Source organism: Mesorhizobium sp. B2-4-3, assembly GCF_006442815.1.
Lineage (GTDB): Bacteria > Pseudomonadota > Alphaproteobacteria > Rhizobiales > Rhizobiaceae > Mesorhizobium.
On the sequence record NZ_VFVL01000003.1, the window covers coordinates 102,653 to 117,870 of the forward strand.

Annotated in this window: 16 protein-coding genes; 7 read left to right on the top strand and 9 right to left on the bottom strand. The window is 64.6% G+C overall.

What is annotated here, in order from left to right; translation table 11 throughout:
* Positions 1-50 precede the first annotated feature (50 nt).
* Together FJ956_RS04575 and FJ956_RS04580 are read left to right on the top strand one after the other, a co-directional pair.
* Positions 51-1,028 carry a hydroxyacid dehydrogenase gene (locus tag FJ956_RS04575; protein ID WP_140674010.1) on the top strand — a complete coding sequence of 326 codons (978 nt, stop codon included), beginning with the start codon at positions 51-53 and terminating at the stop codon, positions 1,026-1,028.
* A 46-nt stretch (positions 1,029-1,074) separates the two neighbouring features.
* Positions 1,075-1,461: a hypothetical protein gene (locus FJ956_RS04580; protein WP_246671996.1), complete on the top strand. Its 387-nt coding sequence runs from the start codon at positions 1,075-1,077 to the stop codon at positions 1,459-1,461.
* A gap of 28 nt (positions 1,462-1,489) precedes the next feature.
* On the opposite strand, the gene FJ956_RS04585 is transcribed toward FJ956_RS04580, so the two are convergent.
* Positions 1,490-2,785 (bottom strand): amidase, encoded by a 1,296-nt coding sequence (locus FJ956_RS04585; protein WP_140674008.1) that lies wholly within the window; start codon positions 2,783-2,785, stop codon positions 1,490-1,492.
* Between the two features lie 119 nt (positions 2,786-2,904).
* Between FJ956_RS04585 and FJ956_RS04590 the strand changes: the two genes are divergently transcribed.
* Complete coding sequence (locus FJ956_RS04590) at positions 2,905-3,252, top strand: GFA family protein (protein WP_140674006.1); 348 nt, start codon at positions 2,905-2,907, stop codon at positions 3,250-3,252.
* Positions 3,253-3,320: 68 nt separating this feature from the next.
* Here the strand turns inward: FJ956_RS04590 and FJ956_RS04595 are convergent, their stop codons facing one another.
* A complete protein-coding gene (locus tag FJ956_RS04595; protein WP_140674004.1) occupies positions 3,321-4,538 on the bottom strand; it encodes an MFS transporter in 1,218 nt (405 codons plus the stop codon).
* A gap of 90 nt (positions 4,539-4,628) precedes the next feature.
* Here FJ956_RS04595 and FJ956_RS04600 point away from each other — a divergent pair, with 90 nt between their 5' ends.
* Both FJ956_RS04600 and FJ956_RS04605 read left to right on the top strand, forming a co-directional pair.
* Entirely contained in the window at positions 4,629-5,597 is a 969-nt protein-coding gene (locus FJ956_RS04600) for an AraC family transcriptional regulator (RefSeq protein ID WP_140674002.1), read from the top strand.
* A gap of 105 nt (positions 5,598-5,702) precedes the next feature.
* Positions 5,703-6,134, top strand: coding sequence for a DUF4437 domain-containing protein (locus FJ956_RS04605; RefSeq protein WP_140674000.1), 432 nt, complete (start codon positions 5,703-5,705; stop codon positions 6,132-6,134).
* A gap of 46 nt (positions 6,135-6,180) precedes the next feature.
* Here the strand turns inward: FJ956_RS04605 and FJ956_RS04610 are convergent, their stop codons facing one another.
* From FJ956_RS04610 to FJ956_RS04640, 7 genes are all read right to left on the bottom strand, one after another.
* Positions 6,181-7,284, bottom strand: coding sequence for an ABC transporter ATP-binding protein (locus FJ956_RS04610; protein ID WP_140673998.1), 1,104 nt, complete (start codon positions 7,282-7,284; stop codon positions 6,181-6,183).
* The gene (locus FJ956_RS04615; RefSeq protein WP_140644641.1) at positions 7,284-8,387 is read right to left on the bottom strand and encodes an ABC transporter ATP-binding protein; all 1,104 of its coding nucleotides are present in this window, start codon (positions 8,385-8,387) and stop codon (positions 7,284-7,286) included. The genes FJ956_RS04610 and FJ956_RS04615 overlap by 1 nt, the downstream gene beginning before the upstream one ends.
* Positions 8,384-8,620, bottom strand: a complete 237-nt coding sequence (locus tag FJ956_RS04620; RefSeq protein ID WP_140644642.1) for a hypothetical protein — start codon at positions 8,618-8,620, stop codon at positions 8,384-8,386. Before FJ956_RS04620 ends, FJ956_RS04615 begins: the two co-directional genes overlap by 4 nt.
* Entirely contained in the window at positions 8,617-9,576 is a 960-nt protein-coding gene (locus tag FJ956_RS04625) for a carbohydrate ABC transporter permease (protein ID WP_140673996.1), read from the bottom strand. Before FJ956_RS04625 ends, FJ956_RS04620 begins: the two co-directional genes overlap by 4 nt.
* A 3-nt stretch (positions 9,577-9,579) precedes the next feature.
* On the bottom strand, positions 9,580-10,485 hold the full coding sequence (locus tag FJ956_RS04630) for a sugar ABC transporter permease (protein ID WP_140644644.1): 906 nt from the start codon (positions 10,483-10,485) through the stop codon (positions 9,580-9,582).
* A 70-nt stretch (positions 10,486-10,555) separates the two neighbouring features.
* The gene (locus tag FJ956_RS04635; RefSeq protein WP_140644645.1) at positions 10,556-11,872 is read right to left on the bottom strand and encodes an ABC transporter substrate-binding protein; all 1,317 of its coding nucleotides are present in this window, start codon (positions 11,870-11,872) and stop codon (positions 10,556-10,558) included.
* A gap of 354 nt (positions 11,873-12,226) precedes the next feature.
* A complete protein-coding gene (locus tag FJ956_RS04640; protein WP_140673994.1) occupies positions 12,227-12,910 on the bottom strand; it encodes a TetR/AcrR family transcriptional regulator in 684 nt (227 codons plus the stop codon).
* Positions 12,911-13,123: 213 nt separating this feature from the next.
* Here FJ956_RS04640 and FJ956_RS04645 point away from each other — a divergent pair, with 213 nt between their 5' ends.
* Positions 13,124-14,320, top strand: a complete 1,197-nt coding sequence (locus FJ956_RS04645; protein WP_140673992.1) for a Tm-1-like ATP-binding domain-containing protein — start codon at positions 13,124-13,126, stop codon at positions 14,318-14,320.
* 12 nt (positions 14,321-14,332) lie between these two features.
* Positions 14,333-15,181: a phosphoenolpyruvate hydrolase family protein gene (locus FJ956_RS04650; RefSeq protein WP_140673990.1), complete on the top strand. Its 849-nt coding sequence runs from the start codon at positions 14,333-14,335 to the stop codon at positions 15,179-15,181.
* Positions 15,182-15,218 lie beyond the last annotated feature (37 nt).

Sequence of the window (15,218 nt, forward strand, 5' to 3'; positions counted from 1 at the left end):
CCAAGCATTATCGCTTGGCGTCGCAGAAATGCGGAGAAAAACAAAACCTCATGCGCAAGATCCTGTCGACGCATTCGCTGCATCCTCGCGCCACGGCCATGCTGGCGGGCGCCGGGCGGCTTGCGATCGCTTCCGCGCTCGATCCCAAGACCCTGACCACTGAGGCCCGCGACGCCGACATAGTCATCGTGCGCGCGCCGCTGCCGCCTGAGCTGTTTGCGGGTGCTTCGAGCCTGCGCGCCGCGATCCGCCACGGTGCCGGGCTGGACATGATCCCGGTCGAGGCCGCGACCGCCGCCGGCGTGCTGGTGGCGAACGTGCCCGCCGTCAATGCCCGCTCGGTCGCCGAGCATGTGATGTTCGTGGCTCTTGCCCTGCTGCGGCGATTCCGCATGATGGACCGCGACCTGCGCGCCAAGGGCTGGCTTGCCGGGCGCGAGCACGCCAACTCGACCAGCGAGCTTGCCGGCAAGACGATCGGCATCGTCGGCCTCGGCGCGGTCGGCCAGGCCGTCGGCCATATCGCCGCGCACGGCTTCGACCTCAATGTCGTGGCGACGACGCGCAGCCTGCGTCCGGCGCCCGAACGTGTCGGCTTCCTGTCGATCGACGCGCTGGTCGAGCAGAGCGATATCATCGTGCTCTGCTGTCCGCTGACGGAGGAAACGCGCGGCCTGATCGGCCGCGAGCGCATCGCCCGCATGAAGCCCAACGCGCTGCTGATCAATGTCTCGCGCGGCCCGGTTGTCGACGACGAGGCGCTGATCGAAGCGTTGCGAGAGGACCGCATCGGCGGCGCAGCGCTCGACGTTTTTGCGACCCAACCGCTGCCGCCAAGCCACCCCTATTTCGGCTTCGACAATGTCATCGTCACCCCGCATATGGCCGGCATCACCGAGGAATCGATGATGCGCATGGGCGTCGGCGCCGCCGGCGAGGCGTTGCTGGTGCTCGCTGGCAAGCTGCCGGTCAACCTGCGCAATCCGGAAGTTATCGAGCATTACCGGCGGCGCTTTCCGGCCGACTGAAGTCCGCGCCTCAATTTTCGCCGATTTGGCGGCGACCTTCATCGTCATGGCCAAGCACCTCGCCGAAATCCTGGTTCTGATTGCCGGCATCTGCGTCGCCGCGACTGGCGCTCAAGCTGATCAAGGCAGCTATGTGCCCTGCGACAACGGCTTGCGCTGCGTGATGGCACCCTGCCCTTCGAACAGCGCGCTCGACCTCGCCACCGGCAAGATCGTCAAGGGAGTGTGGATCGACGTCGACGGCCTGCCACAGCAGGACAAGGCGCTCGACCTTCCAGACAAGCTTTATGCCGGCAAGATCGTCGTCGCAGGCACGATCGCAAACCGGCGGCATACCTTCAACGGCAAGCAATACAGTCTGCCGACGCTGATCGCGACCGGCATCGAGCGCGCGTCAAAGAATAGCGAACGCGCTCACTGCTCGGGCCACTGAGGACTCGTACTCCTCCGGAGCCGCGCATTCAACTTGCGATCGATGTCTCCACCGCCGCCGCGACCGCGAAAAGATGCCGATCGTGCCCGTGCTTGCCCACCAGCATCAATCCCGCGGGCAATTTGGTGCCGGGCATGGGCAGCGAGATCGCGCAAAGGTCGAACTGGTTGGCGACCTGCGTGTTGCGCAGGAGCAGCCCTTCCGTCTTGTCGCGCAGCGCTTCATCGGCGGCCATAGCGGCAATGGAGGGCGCGACCATCGGCACGGTCGGCAATGCAAGGAGATCGACCGCCTCAAGCCGTCCCGCCATGGCCGCTACAAGTTCGCCGCGACGGCGGATCGTGCGGATATAGGCGGAAGCGGGAACGGCCAGCGCGCGCGTCAATGGCCCAGTGACATGCGGATCGACCGGCACCGAGGCGCCGCTCGTCAGCCAATCGGCATGCACCTCAGCGCCTTCCATGGACGCGATGGTCCCGCGCCTGGTGGCAGCCCGCATCTCGGCGACAAGATCATCGATGGACAAATCGACAGCGCGGGCGCCGGCCCGCCCGATCCTGTCGATGCAGCCCTCGAAAGCCGCGGCGACCTCCACTTGCGTCTCGCCGAACAAGACGCCGCGCGGAATGCCGATGCGCAGGCCGGCCAGCGAAGCCGGCTGAAGGACCGCCGGCTCTTCTGCGGCCATGATCGCATCGGCGATCGCGCAATCGGCGACGCTGCGGGCAAGCGGGCCGATCGAATCCAGCGTCATCGACAGCGGAAAAGCGCCTGCCAAAGGCACCCGCCCCGCCGTCGGCTTGAAGCCGACGACACCGTTGAGCGAGGCCGGGATGCGCACCGAGCCGCCGGTATCGGAACCGATGGAGATCTCACTCGTGCCCTCGCCGACCGCAACGCCCGCCCCGGACGACGAGCCGCCCGGGATGAGGCTCGCATCGGCGGCATTGCCCGGCGTGCCGTGATGCGGATTATCGCCGATCGCGGTGAAGGCGAATTCGGTCATGTTGGTCTTGCCGAGGATGACAGCACCCGCCTGGCGCAGCCTTTGCACGATCGCCGCGTCTCGCGTGGCGGCTGCGGCCTCGGCGCGGATCAGCGACCCGGCCGTCGTCGACTCGCCTGCGACATCGAAGAGGTCCTTGATCGAGACGATGCGCCCGTCGGGGGGTCCGAGGCTCACGCCGGCCTTGCGGCGGGCATCGGCCGCATCGGCGGCTGCCCGCGCGGCCTCGGCGTAGAGCTTCGTATAGACCTTCTCGTCGGCCGCGCGATTGGCAAGACGTGACAGGATGATCTCAAGCCGGTCTCGGATGGATTGCATTTTCGATGTCGGGCCTTGCAAAGTTGCAACGTCTTTTAGGCACGGCCTGATGTTGGGCCGGCGCAAGAGATAACCCGGCAAGCGTGCCTTTGCACCCTGCCAGCGATGGGAAGATGCTGATGCTGTACAAAGGCAGCTGCCACTGCGGCAAGGTGGCGTTCGAGGTCGAGGGTGAGCTCTGCATGGCCGTGCGCTGCAACTGCTCGATCTGCTCACGCAAGGGCGCGCTTTTGTGGGCCGTGCCGCATGAGAAGCTCAATCTGATCGCCTGGGGCGACGACCTCGGCCGCTACACCTTCGGCAAGGCTCAAATCGCGCACCGCTTCTGCCGCACCTGCGGCATGCACCCTTTCGCCGAGGATGTCAGCCAGGGCAACGAACGATCCGCCTATGTCAACATCAACTGCCTCGACGGCGTCGACCTCAAGACCGTCGAAGTGTTCGAGTTCGACGGCCGTTCGGCTTGAAGCTAAATTGACGGCCCGGCGCGCGTGAGAGCCGCCGGGCCGATGCCAGACAAGGCGAGCAGGCTTGCCTACTCAGTGGCCTGCTTGGGCCCCATCAGGAAGGCCACCAGCGCCGCGAGCAAGGTCGCCACGCCGCTATAGGCGAAGGCGGTGGCGACACCGGCATGATCGACCAGAAGGCCGCCGACGATGGCGCCGAGCGCGATCGCCACCTGGAAGGTCGCGACCATCAGGCCGCCGGCGCTCTCGGCCTGATCGGGCGCGGCGCGCACCAGCCAGGTCTGCAGGCCGACCGGAACGGCGCCGAAGGCAAAGCCCCAGGCGGTGACCGCGACAGCCGCCGTTATCGGCGAGGCGCCAAGCACGAGCAGCGTCGCCGCCGACAAGGCGATCAGCAGCGGCGCCAGGCCGACCGCCATCTTCAGGTTGCGCTCGGCCAGGAAGGCGCCGGCGAAATTGCCGAAGAAGCCGCCGATGCCATAGGCGAGCAGCACCAGCGAGATGGTCTCGATCGGCATCGCCGGCACCGTCTCCAGGAACGGCCGCACATAGGTGAAGCCGGCGAACTGACCGGACGCGACCAGCAACACGACGAGCAGCGCGATGCGGATCATCGGCCGCTTCAGCACCTCGGCCAGCGTGCGGAAGCTCGCGACCGCCGTCGGCGGCAGGCTTGGCAGGGTGGCGAGCTGCACCAGCAGCGCCAGCCCGCCGACGACCGCCGCGATCATGAAGGCGGTGCGCCAACCCCAGACGTCGCCGACATAGGCGCCGACAGGCGCCGCCGTGACCGTGGCGACCGAGACGCCGGTCAGGATGATCGACATGGCGCGCGGCATCAGCCGCATCGGCACCAGCCTGAGCGCCATGGCCGCCGACATCGACCAGAAACCGCCAAGCGCGACGCCCAGCACGACGCGGGCAAGAAGCAGCATGATGAGCGAGGACGCGAAGGCGGCGACGACGTTGGAGACGATCAAAAGGACGGAGAGGATCCACATGACCAGCCGGCGGTCGAGCCGCTTGGTGACGATCGCCATGGTCGGCGCGGCGATCGCGCCGACGACAGCCGTCGCGGTCACCGCTTGGCCGGCGGCGCCTTCGCTGACACCGAGGTCCTGCGCCAGCCGCGTCAACAGGCTGGCGGGCAGGAATTCGGCGGTCACCAGGCCGAAGACGCCGAGCGCCAGCGAGACCACCGCGCCCCACGCAGGCTCACTTCGTTCTTCAGGTTCGGTTCTGTCGAGGACAGCGGCGTCGATGGCGCCTGTGGCAGGCTCGGTCATGGCAAATCTCCGGTGAGTTGCAGCGCAACATTTGGCTGCAGTGCAACATAGGGAGTGACTATCTGGACTTTCCATGCTAGAAACGCCGAAATGAACTACAATTCGTCCAAATCCGTTTTGGAGACTTCGGGCGACCCGCTCACCGACATGTTGCGCGGTCTGCGCCTGGACGGCGTCGACTACGGCCGCTGCGTGCTTGGCGAGCCCTGGGCCGTTTCCTTCCCCGCGCAGAAGGCGGCGCGGTTCCATTTCATCGGACAGCAGGGCTGCTGGCTGTTCTCGCCGGCCAAGGAATGGATCGAGCTCTCGGTGGGCGACGCGCTGCTGATCCCGCGCGGCGACGAGCATGTGCTGGCGAGCGCGCCCGGCGTGCCGCCGGTGCCGATCGGCCGCTACACGATCGAGCCGGTGTGCGAGAACATCTACGACGTCTCGAACGGCTGCGACGGCTGCAAGACCTTGCTGTTTTGCGGCTCGATGCATTTCAACCTCGACGGCTCGCATCCGCTGCTGGAGATGATGCCTGATCTCATGCAGGCGCATAAGCTGATGGCGAATGCGCCAGGCATCCAGCATCTGCTCGACGCGATGGCCGGCGAGGTGACGATGGACCGGGTCGGCTCCGGCGGCATCCTCGCCCGCCTGGCCGACGTGCTCGCGGCCACCATCATCCGCTCCTGGGTGGAGAATGGCTGCGGCGACGCCACCGGATGGATCGCCGCCGTGCGCAACCCGGATGTCGGCAAGGTGCTCGCCGCCATCCACCTGCAGCCGGAGCGCGACTGGACGGTGGAGGCGCTGGCCAGGATGATGGGCGCCTCGCGCTCGGCCTTTGCGCAACGCTTCGCCACCGTGGTCGGCGAGACGCCGGCCAAATACGTGCTGCGCGTGCGCATGCATCAGGCGCGGCAATGGCTTGGCCGCGACGGCATGCGGGTTTCGGTGGCGGCGTCGAGATTGGGCTACGATTCGGAAGCCTCCTTCAGCCGCGCCTTCAAGCGGGTGATGGGCGTCGCGCCGAGTCATTTCCGCAACAGCAGTAGCGAGGAACACTCCTAAAGCAGTCAACCGGCCGCCGCGCTGGAGGAATTGCCAAGTCTTTTGGACACCGCGTCATTCCCCGCCGGCCGAGGCCGCATAAGCTGGCTGGCGGAGGAAACCGCCATGCCCAATCGTCTTGCACCGCTTGCGCTTGCTGCGCTCGCCATCCTGCCAGGCCCGGCTTTCGCGCTGGAAGACAGCTACCTGCCCGCCGACAAGATCCCTTACGCCGTCGAGGCGCCGGGCCAGCCGCAGCGCCTCGGTCCGCTATGGGGCGAACGAGCAAAAGGTCCGGCCGGCACGCTGCTGAAGGTTCCCGGCAACTGGCGCGCGCCCGTCCATGCCCATACCGCCGATTACCGCGCCGTGGTCATCAAGGGCCTCTGGGCGCACTGGCAGATGCAGGGTGGCGAAGCCACCAGGGTCGAGTTGCCGCCCGGCTCCTACTGGACCCAGAAGGCCGACGAAATGCATGACGATGCCTGCCTGTCGGACACCGAATGCGTGATCCTGCTGATCAACGACACGCCTTACGAGACCTATCTGCCGAAGTAGCGCAAGCACCGGCCGGCGAAATCCCTCCGGCGAAGCGGCGGCCCCGTCAGCCGGCGTGGCGCAGGCTGACGCCGCTGCCCTTGTCGAACAGCACCACCTTGTCGGGGTTCCAGGCAAAGCGCACCGGCTGTTCGATCGCGACATCGGTCCTGGCCGGCACGGTGGCCCGCAACATCGTTTCGCCGACCCTGAGCGTCAGGATCTTTTCCACGCCGTGGTTCTCGACGTCGTGGACGCGTGCCTCGACCGGCGCGCCGCTCTCCAGGTAGACGTCCTCCGGACGGATGCCGAAGACGAGTGGCCGACCGTCGGTCGCGCCACTCGTCCTGCCCCCGCCAAAAGTCTTGGCCCCAATTGTCAGCGGCAGCTCGAAATTCATCGGCGCCATCACGGCGCGGTCGTTGACCAGCCTGCCGTCGATGAGGTTCATCGGCGGCGAACCGACGAAGCTCGCGACATAGGTGTCGCGCGGATTGTTGTAGATCTCATGCGGCGTGCCCGTCTGGACGATGCGGCCATGGTTGAGCACGCCGACCTTGTCGCCCATCGACATGGCCTCGATCTGGTCATGCGTGACGAACAGGAATGTGGCACCGAGCTGCATTTGCAGGTTCTTCAGTTCCGTGCGCAACGCCTCGCGCAGCTTGGCGTCGAGCGCCGACAGCGGCTCGTCCATCAGGAACACGCGCGGCTTGCGCACGATGGCGCGGCCGATCGAGACGCGCTGCATCTCGCCGCCGGAAAGTCGGTCCGTCTTGCGGTCGAGCAGGTGCTCGATCCTGAGTGTGCGGGCCGCGCGCGCGACGCGGTCCTTGATCTCGGCGTCCGGCAGCCGGCGGATCTTCGGCTTCAGCGGAAATTCGAGGTTCTGCCGCACCGTGTAGCGCGGATAGAGCGAATATTGCTGCAGCACCAGCGCCACGTCGCGTTCGGCAGCACCCCAGTCGGCGACGTCGACGCCGTCGATGAAGACCTGGCCCTCGGTCGGCTTTTCGAGACCGGCGACCATCCTCAGCGTCGTCGTCTTGCCGGCGCCCGTCTCGCCGAGCAGCACGAAGAATTCGCCGTCGGCGATGTCGAGATCGAGATTGGACAGAGCCGTGTGGTTGCCGAACGTCTTGGAGATGTTCTTCAGCTGGATCTGGGCCATTACAATCTCACTCCGAGCGACTTGCCGCTCGCGGCGTCGAAGAAATGCGCCTGCGAAGGATCGATCCGCGCATAGACCTTTTCCCCCGCACCGCCGATGAAGCCGCTCTTGGTGCGGGCGCGCAGCATCTTGGAGCCGACCTTGAGGTCGACGATATCGAAGGATCCCAGCGGCTCGACGATCTGCGTTTCGACAGGCAGGAAACCGTCCGTCGCCTCGCGGCGCACCAGCACGCCTTCCGGCCTGATGCCCAGGGTGAGCTGGCCACCGGCATGGCCGTTGAGCTTGGAAAGCAGCGCGCGCGGAAACTCGAAGCCGGTGGCCGCGCCGCCGACGGAGACGGAAGCTGCCGACGCATTCTCGGCGACCGTCGCCTCAGCCACGTTCATCACCGGGCTGCCGACGAACTGCGCGACGAACAGATTGGCCGGATGCGAATAGACCTCGTCCGGCGTGCCGACCTGCTGCAGCACGCCCTCATGCATGATGACAATGCGGTCGGCGAGGCTCATCGCCTCGATCTGGTCGTGCGTGACATAGATGCTGGTCGAGCCTTGCTTGATATGCAGCCGCTTGATCTCGGCACGCATTTCCTCGCGCAGCTTGGCATCGAGGGCGCCGATCGGCTCGTCCATCAGCATCGCCTTCGGGCGCCGCACCAGCGCCCGGCCGATGGCCACGCGCTGCATGTCGCCGCCCGACAGCGCCGAGGGCTTCTTGTTGAGGAGATCGCTGATCTGCAGCGTCTTGGCTACCGAGCGCACCTCGGTGTCGATCTCGCTCCTGCTCTTGCGCGTCGCGCGCAGCGGGAAAGCGATGTTCTCGTAGACGTTCATATGCGGATAGAGCGAGAAGGACTGGAACACCATGGCGATGTCGCGGTCGGCGGCCTTGAGGTGCTGCACCGGCTTGCCATCGATCAGGATATCGCCCTGGTCGATGGTCTCCAGTCCGGCAATGGCGCGCAGCGTCGTCGTCTTGCCGCAGCCCGACTGTCCGAGCAGCACGATGAACTCGTTGTCGTCGATCTTGAGGTTCAGATCCTTGATGACCTGGACGGCGCCGAAGAATTTCTGGACGCCGCGAAGCTCGATCTGGGTCAATGCTGTGCCCCCGCGTTGCGCGCCTGCTGGTCGGCTCCGTGCCCGGTGCCGGCTTGTTCTTCGCGCGGGATCTTGGAGGTGACGTTGAAGCCGATCAGGCCGATCAGGATGATCGTCACGCCGTAGGTGTGGAGCGGCATGTTCCAGGGCTGGCAGAGCGCGACGATGCCCAGCACCATCAGGATCTGCGAGCCCGGCTCGAGATACTTCTCGTTGATGGCGCGAAAGCTCATTTGCGGATCGCTCCGAAGGACATGCCGCGCAACAGATGGTTGCGGAGCAGGAAGGTGAAGATCGCGACCGGCAGCAGGAACAGGAATGTACCCGCGGCGATCACCGTCCAGTCGGGCAGGCCGGAGCCGACCTGGCTCGGAATGAAGGGCGGCGCGGTCTGCGCGCGGCGGTTGGTCATGATCAGCGCGAAGGCATATTCGTTCCACGCCGTGATGAAGCAGAACACCGCAGTTGCGGCGATGCCGGTCGCGGCTTCGGGCAGCACGATCTTGAAAAAGGCATCCATGCGCGTGTAGCCGTCGACGAGCGCCGCCTCCTCGTATTCCTTCGGAATCTCGTCGATGAAGCCTTTCATCAACCAGACCGAGAAGGACAGGTTGAAGGCGGTGTAGAGGATGATCAGCCCGAGATGGGAATCGTTCAGCCCCACGGCCCGGTACATCAGGAACATCGGGATCGCGACCACCACCGGCGGCAGCATGCGCGTCGACAGGATGAAGAAGAGCAGGTCCGCCTCCCCCTTCACCTTGAAGCGCGAGAAGCCGTAGGCGGTGAACGTGCCCATGCCGACTGCGAGCACGGTCGAGGTGATCGCCACGATCAGCGAGTTCAGGAAGCGGCTCGGATAGCCCGACCACTGCACCTCGCCCTTGCCGTCGCGCACGATCTTTTCGCCGCCGTCGAAGACGACGCGCTCCCACCACGGGGCGGCCGCATATTCTTCCGGCGTCGGCGGATTGCGCATCTGGGACCGCTTGGTGAACAGCTTCACGAAGGGCGATATCTCCGGCTGGAAGATGACCGTCGGCGGGATGGTGGTGGCGAGGGCGCGCGGCTTGAATGCCGTCGAGGCGATCCAGTAGATTGGCGCCAGGAAAATGATCGTCACCAGCAGAACGATGACGATGGCGATGCGGTTGAAGGTGATTTCTGAAGAAGTGCGGACGGCGGCCATCTGTCAGCGCTCCTTCACTTTGTTGAGGTATTTGACGTAGATGTTGGTGATCGCCAGCACCATGATCAGCACGATGTAGGCCATGGCGCAGGAGCGCCCCGTCTGCCATTCCTGGAAAGCCATCTTGTAGAGCCGGATCGAGATCAGTTCGGCCGTCGGCTGGCTGGTCAGGATGTAGGCGAGATCGAAGGTCTTGAACGCTTCCATGGTGCGGAAAATGACCGCGATCATCAGGATCGGCGCGACCAGCGGCAGAGTGATGCGGAAGAAGGTGTAGAACGGGCCGGCGCGGTCGATCGCCGCGGCCTCGTAGAGATGTTTCGGCACCGCCGAAAGGCCGGCCAGCGACAAGAGCATGACGAAGGGCGACCACATCCAGATATCGGTCAAGGCGACTGCATAGAGCGCCATTTTCGGGTCTGCCAGCCACTCGAAATTGCCGAGCCCGAGCGCATAGTTGATGACGCCCCATGAAGGGTCATAAAGCAGTTTCCAGAACAGGCCGACGACGGCCATCGACAGCATCATCGGCAGTAGCAGCAGCGTAGTGATAAGGCCCTTGAGCGGAATATCCCGGTTGAGCAGCATCGCCACGCCAAAGCCGACAAGCAGTTGTCCGACGACCGAGACGATCACGTATTTCGCGGTGATGGCGAAGTTCGACCAGACATAGGGGTCGTTAAGCAGATCGCGATAGTTCTGCAGTCCGACGAAATTAGCCGGCGCGTTGGTCGACGCGCGGAAATCGGTGAAGGAATAGCCGAGCGAATAGATCAGCGGGAAGATGTTGAAGACGATCAGGAACAGGATCGTCGGGATGATGAAGAGATTGCGGATCGAAATGTCGCTGAGGCCGCGCGCTGCGGCCCGCGAGGACCTGTCCAGCGTAGTGATCATCGTGCTCGCCAAAACCCTGCTCCGGATTCTCAAAAAAGCAAACGGAGGAGGCATGAGAAGCCTCCTCCGTGAGGCATGTCGGTTACTTCACGCGGCCGTATTTCTTGAAGGTCGCGTTCCAGTCGGCGGCAAGCGCGTCCAGCGTTTCCTTGGCGGTGCCCGAGCCGCCGATCATGTAGGGATAAACGCGCTGGTTGAGCTGCTGCAGCAGTTCGGCATATTCCGGCACAGCCCAGAAGTCCTTCACCTTGAACATGGTCTCATAGAAGGCCTTGTTGTACGGCGTTGCACTCTGGAATTCCGGCGATTTCAGCACCGCGGCGCTGCAGGTATAGCCGCCGAGCGCCGCCCATTTCTTCTGGGTGTCGTCCTTGATGAACCATTCCAGGAACTTCATCGCCTCGTCCTGCTTCTGCGAATAGGAGACGATGGAGATGCCCTGGCCGCCGAGAGCCGCGAACTGGTCGCCATTCGGTCCCGGAGGATTGGCGAAGAAACCGGTGTTCTTGGCGTTCGGGTTTGACGACTCGTTGATCAGCGAGGGGAAGAAGGCGAAGTAGTTCATGCTCATCGCCGCGAGGTTCTCGGTGATCGCCTGGTTGTCCTCGACGAAGAACGACTTGGCCCAGCCCGGAGGCGTGAACTTGTAGAGTTCCTTGTAGGCATCCAGTGCCGCGACGGCCTTGTCGGAGTTGACGATACCGTCGACCTTGTACGTGGAGTAGTCGCCGAGCTCGCCGCCGTAGGAGAACAGGGCGTTCTCGAAGCCCATCGCCATCGCGTCATAGGAATTGTCGGTGTAGATGGCGATGCCGTATTTCTTCTGGTCCGGCCGGTAGAAGAATTCAGCGATGTCGCGCAGCGCCTTGAAATCCTTCGGCACGTCGAGGTCGTAGCCATACTTGGCCTTGAAGGCTTCCTTTTCCTTCGGGTCCTCGAACCAGTCCTTGCGGTAGGACCAGCCGACGGCGTCGCCCTCGAGCGGGATTGCCCAGTACTTGCCGCTGTTGCCGGGATATTCGGCGTAGTATTTGACCGTCGCCGGCGCCATAACTTCTTTGAGATTGTACTTGTTGAAGAAGTCGGTCAGGTCGACATAGTGACCGCCGGTCGAGCCGGCGCCGAGCCACTGCGAGTCGCCCACCACCAGGTCGTAGGCGTCGCCATGGGCGTTGAACTCGGTGAAAGCCTTGGTCTGGAAGTCGGACCACGGCGTGGTTTCGACCGTGATCTTGACGCCGGTTTCCTTCTCATACTCGTTGCCGAGTTCCTGCAGGTAGTTGGCCGGATCCCATTCCGCCCAGAAGATGGTGAGCGACTTTTCCTGCGCGTGCACGGATGTCCCGCAGGCAAGCGCCAGGCCGACACCAGCAAGCACGCTGGTCACTAACTTGCGCATAGTTTTCCTCCCTTGTGCGCATTCTACCGTCTCATGCGGGCTGGCAGCGAAAGCCGGCCCTGGTAGTTCCTCCTGTGATGGCGCCTCTCCGGTTCCAGGCCTCGTCGCCCTGCCGGAAATGGATCGCAGCCCTCACTTTTTGATCCGCTTTATCGGTCTTGATCTGGTATTACCAATTCCGGCTTGGCGTCAAGCGCTTTCTTGAGCGGCCAGCGGTAGCCGAAAAAGCGAAGCATTACGATATCTGCCTGTTTTCTCTTGTTTTTCCTACTCTTTGATATGCGAAGCCCTTGCCACAGGCTGCCCATCAAAATTAACATTCCAAACTGTCCCCTAAATCTGGTCGAACCAGATTTAGGCCGTTGTCGCCTTTGACATCGCCGATTTCGCCTCCGATTCCGCCATCGCGGCACGCACCAGCGCGCCCGCCGCCCATTGCGCGACCGACATCATCTCGGCGCTGTCCAGCCCCCATATATCCTTCAACACCGTGACCACCTCGACGCCGAACACCAGCGATAGCGCCTGGGCAAGGCGCCTGAACTGGCGCGGCTTCAAGCGCCCCTTGAGCGGCGCGATCGCATCCTTCAGCAAGTCGACGCGATGGCCGCGCTTGAAGGCCGGTTCCGATCCGAGCGTGCCCGCCTGGCGCCGCGCCCATTGATCGAGGGACAGTTTCAGCGCCGCCTTGAAGGTCGCCTCGAAGGCTTCGATGCGCGGCATCGCGGTGGCGAAGAGATCCGCCACGCGCCGCTCGGCATCGTCGGACGCCGACTTCCAGGTCAGGATCGGGCCGAGCCCTTCGTCGACCACGGCCTGCACCAGCGCCGCCTGGCTCGGGAAATAGCGGTAGGCGGTCGCGCGCGACACCTCCGCCGCCTCCGCGACCTCGCTGACCGAAGGGGTCATGCCGGACTGCATCAGCCTCGTCGCCGTCTCCAGCATCAGTCGCCTTGTGCGGGCGCGCGGCCCTTTCTCGACGGCCGGCGCCTGGGCGGCATCGTCGTTGGAGGCGGCTTGTTGACGTGAGACATCCATATCAATACGATACGCGCGTCTCAAAAACTTGCAATGGCGCAACGCCACGCGATATTGGGTCCCCACCAGCGACGAGGCTTTTGCCGAGGAGCTTAAGGGTGGGGCAAAAAAACGGGGTCCCCACCAGCGACGAGGCTTTCGCCGAGGAGCTTAAGCGTGGGGCAAAAAAGGCGGACGGCGATGCCGGACATGCCGGATGACGGGGAACCACCGATGGGGCGCATCTATGTGGTCGGCACCGCCGACACCAAGGGTGAGGAACTCGCTTTCCTGGCCGATACTATCGCCAAGGCTGGTGGCTCGGTCATGCGTGTCGATATCGGCACGCGCGGCGCGACGGTTCCGGTCGACATCCCCGCAAGCGAGGTCGCCGCGCACCATGCCAAGGGAGTCGGCGCGGTTCTCGGCATCGATGACCGCGGCGCCGCCGTCGCCGGCATGGGCGCCGCCTTCGTCAATTTCATCCGGTCGCGCAACGACATCGCCGGCGTCATCGGCATCGGCGGCGGCGGCGGCACGTCGATCGTCACCGCCGGCATGCGCGCGTTGCCGCTCGGCCTGCCGAAGCTCATGGTTTCGACGCTGGCCTCCGGCGATACCGCGCCTTACGTCGACGTCTCCGACATCGTCATGATGCCGTCGGTGACCGACATGGCGGGACTAAACAGGCTCTCCCGCACGGTGCTGCACAATGCCGCCCAGGCTATCGCCGGCATGGCCGCGAAGCCCGCCCCGGCCGCCGCCGGCAAGCCGGCGCTGGGGCTCACCATGTTCGGCGTCACCACGCCCTGCGTGACCGCGATCGTCGACCGATTGCGCGCCGACTATGACTGCATGGTCTTCCACGCCACCGGCACCGGCGGCCGCTCGATGGAGAAGCTCGCCGACAGCGGTCTGCTGGCCGGCGTCCTCGACATCACCACGACCGAAGTCTGCGACTTCCTGTTCGGCGGCGTGCTGCCCGCGACCGAGGATCGCTTCGGCGCGATTGCCCGCGCGAAGCTGCCCTATGTCGGCTCGGTCGGCGCCCTCGACATGGTGAACTTCTGGGCGCCGCCGACGATCCCCGATCGTTATCGCGGACGCCTGTTCTACGAGCACAATCCCAACGTCACGCTGATGCGCACCACGGCCGAGGAATGCCGCAAGATCGGTGAATGGATCGGCGGTCGCCTCGCCCGCTGCGACGGCCCGGTCCGTTTCCTGATCCCGGAAAAGGGCGTCTCCGCGCTTGACATCGAGGGCGGCGCCTTCTTCGACGCCGAGGCCGACGCAGTGCTCTTCGACGCCATCGAGCGCACGATCGAGCCGACCAGGAACCGCACGGTGGCGCGCCTGCCGCTGCACATCAACGACCCCGCCTTCGCCAGGGCCGCCGCAGAGGCGTTCCTCGACATCGCCAAAAACTGAGAGACGACAAGCATGGCCGCCATTCCCCGCAAAACGATCCTGGAAAAATTCCGCAACATGATCGCCGACGGCGTGCCGATCGTCGGCGGCGGCGCCGGCACCGGCCTGTCGGCCAAGGCCGAGGAAGCCGGCGGCATCGACCTGATCATCATCTACAATTCCGGCCGCTACCGCATGGCCGGGCGCGGCTCGGCCGCCGGCCTGCTCGCCTATGGCAACGCCAACGAGATCGTCAAGGAGATGGCCTATGAGGTGCTGCCGGTGGTGAAGAAGACGCCGGTGCTGGCCGGCGTCAACGGCACCGACCCCTTCGTCATCATGCCGCTGCTTTTGGCCGAACTGAAGACGATGGGCTTTTCCGGCGTGCAGAATTTTCCGACCGTCGGCCTGTTCGACGGCACCATGCGCCAAAGCTTCGAAGAGACCGGCATGGGTTTTGGGCTCGAGGTCGACATGATCGCCGAGGCGCACAAGCTTAACTTGCTCACAACGCCTTATGTCTTCAACCCCGACGAGGCGCGCGCCATGACGCGAGCCGGCGCCGACATCGTCGTCGCCCATATGGGCGTCACGACCGGCGGCTCGATCGGCGCCACCTCGGCGAAAACGCTCGACGCCTGCGTCAAGGAAATCGACGCCATCGCCGACGCCGCACGCTCGGTGCGCAAGGACGTCATCCTGCTTTGCCATGGCGGGCCGATCTCGATGCCCGACGATGCGCGCTACATCCTCGATCGCTGCGAGGGGCTGCACGGCTTCTATGGCGCGAGCTCGATGGAACGGCTGCCGGCCGAAGCGGCGATCGCCAGGCAGACGGCGGATTTCAAAGCGGTCGCGCTGGAGCATCGGACCCAAAAGTAGAAGCCGGTTTTGGGAAAATCCGATGCTCCGACAAAAA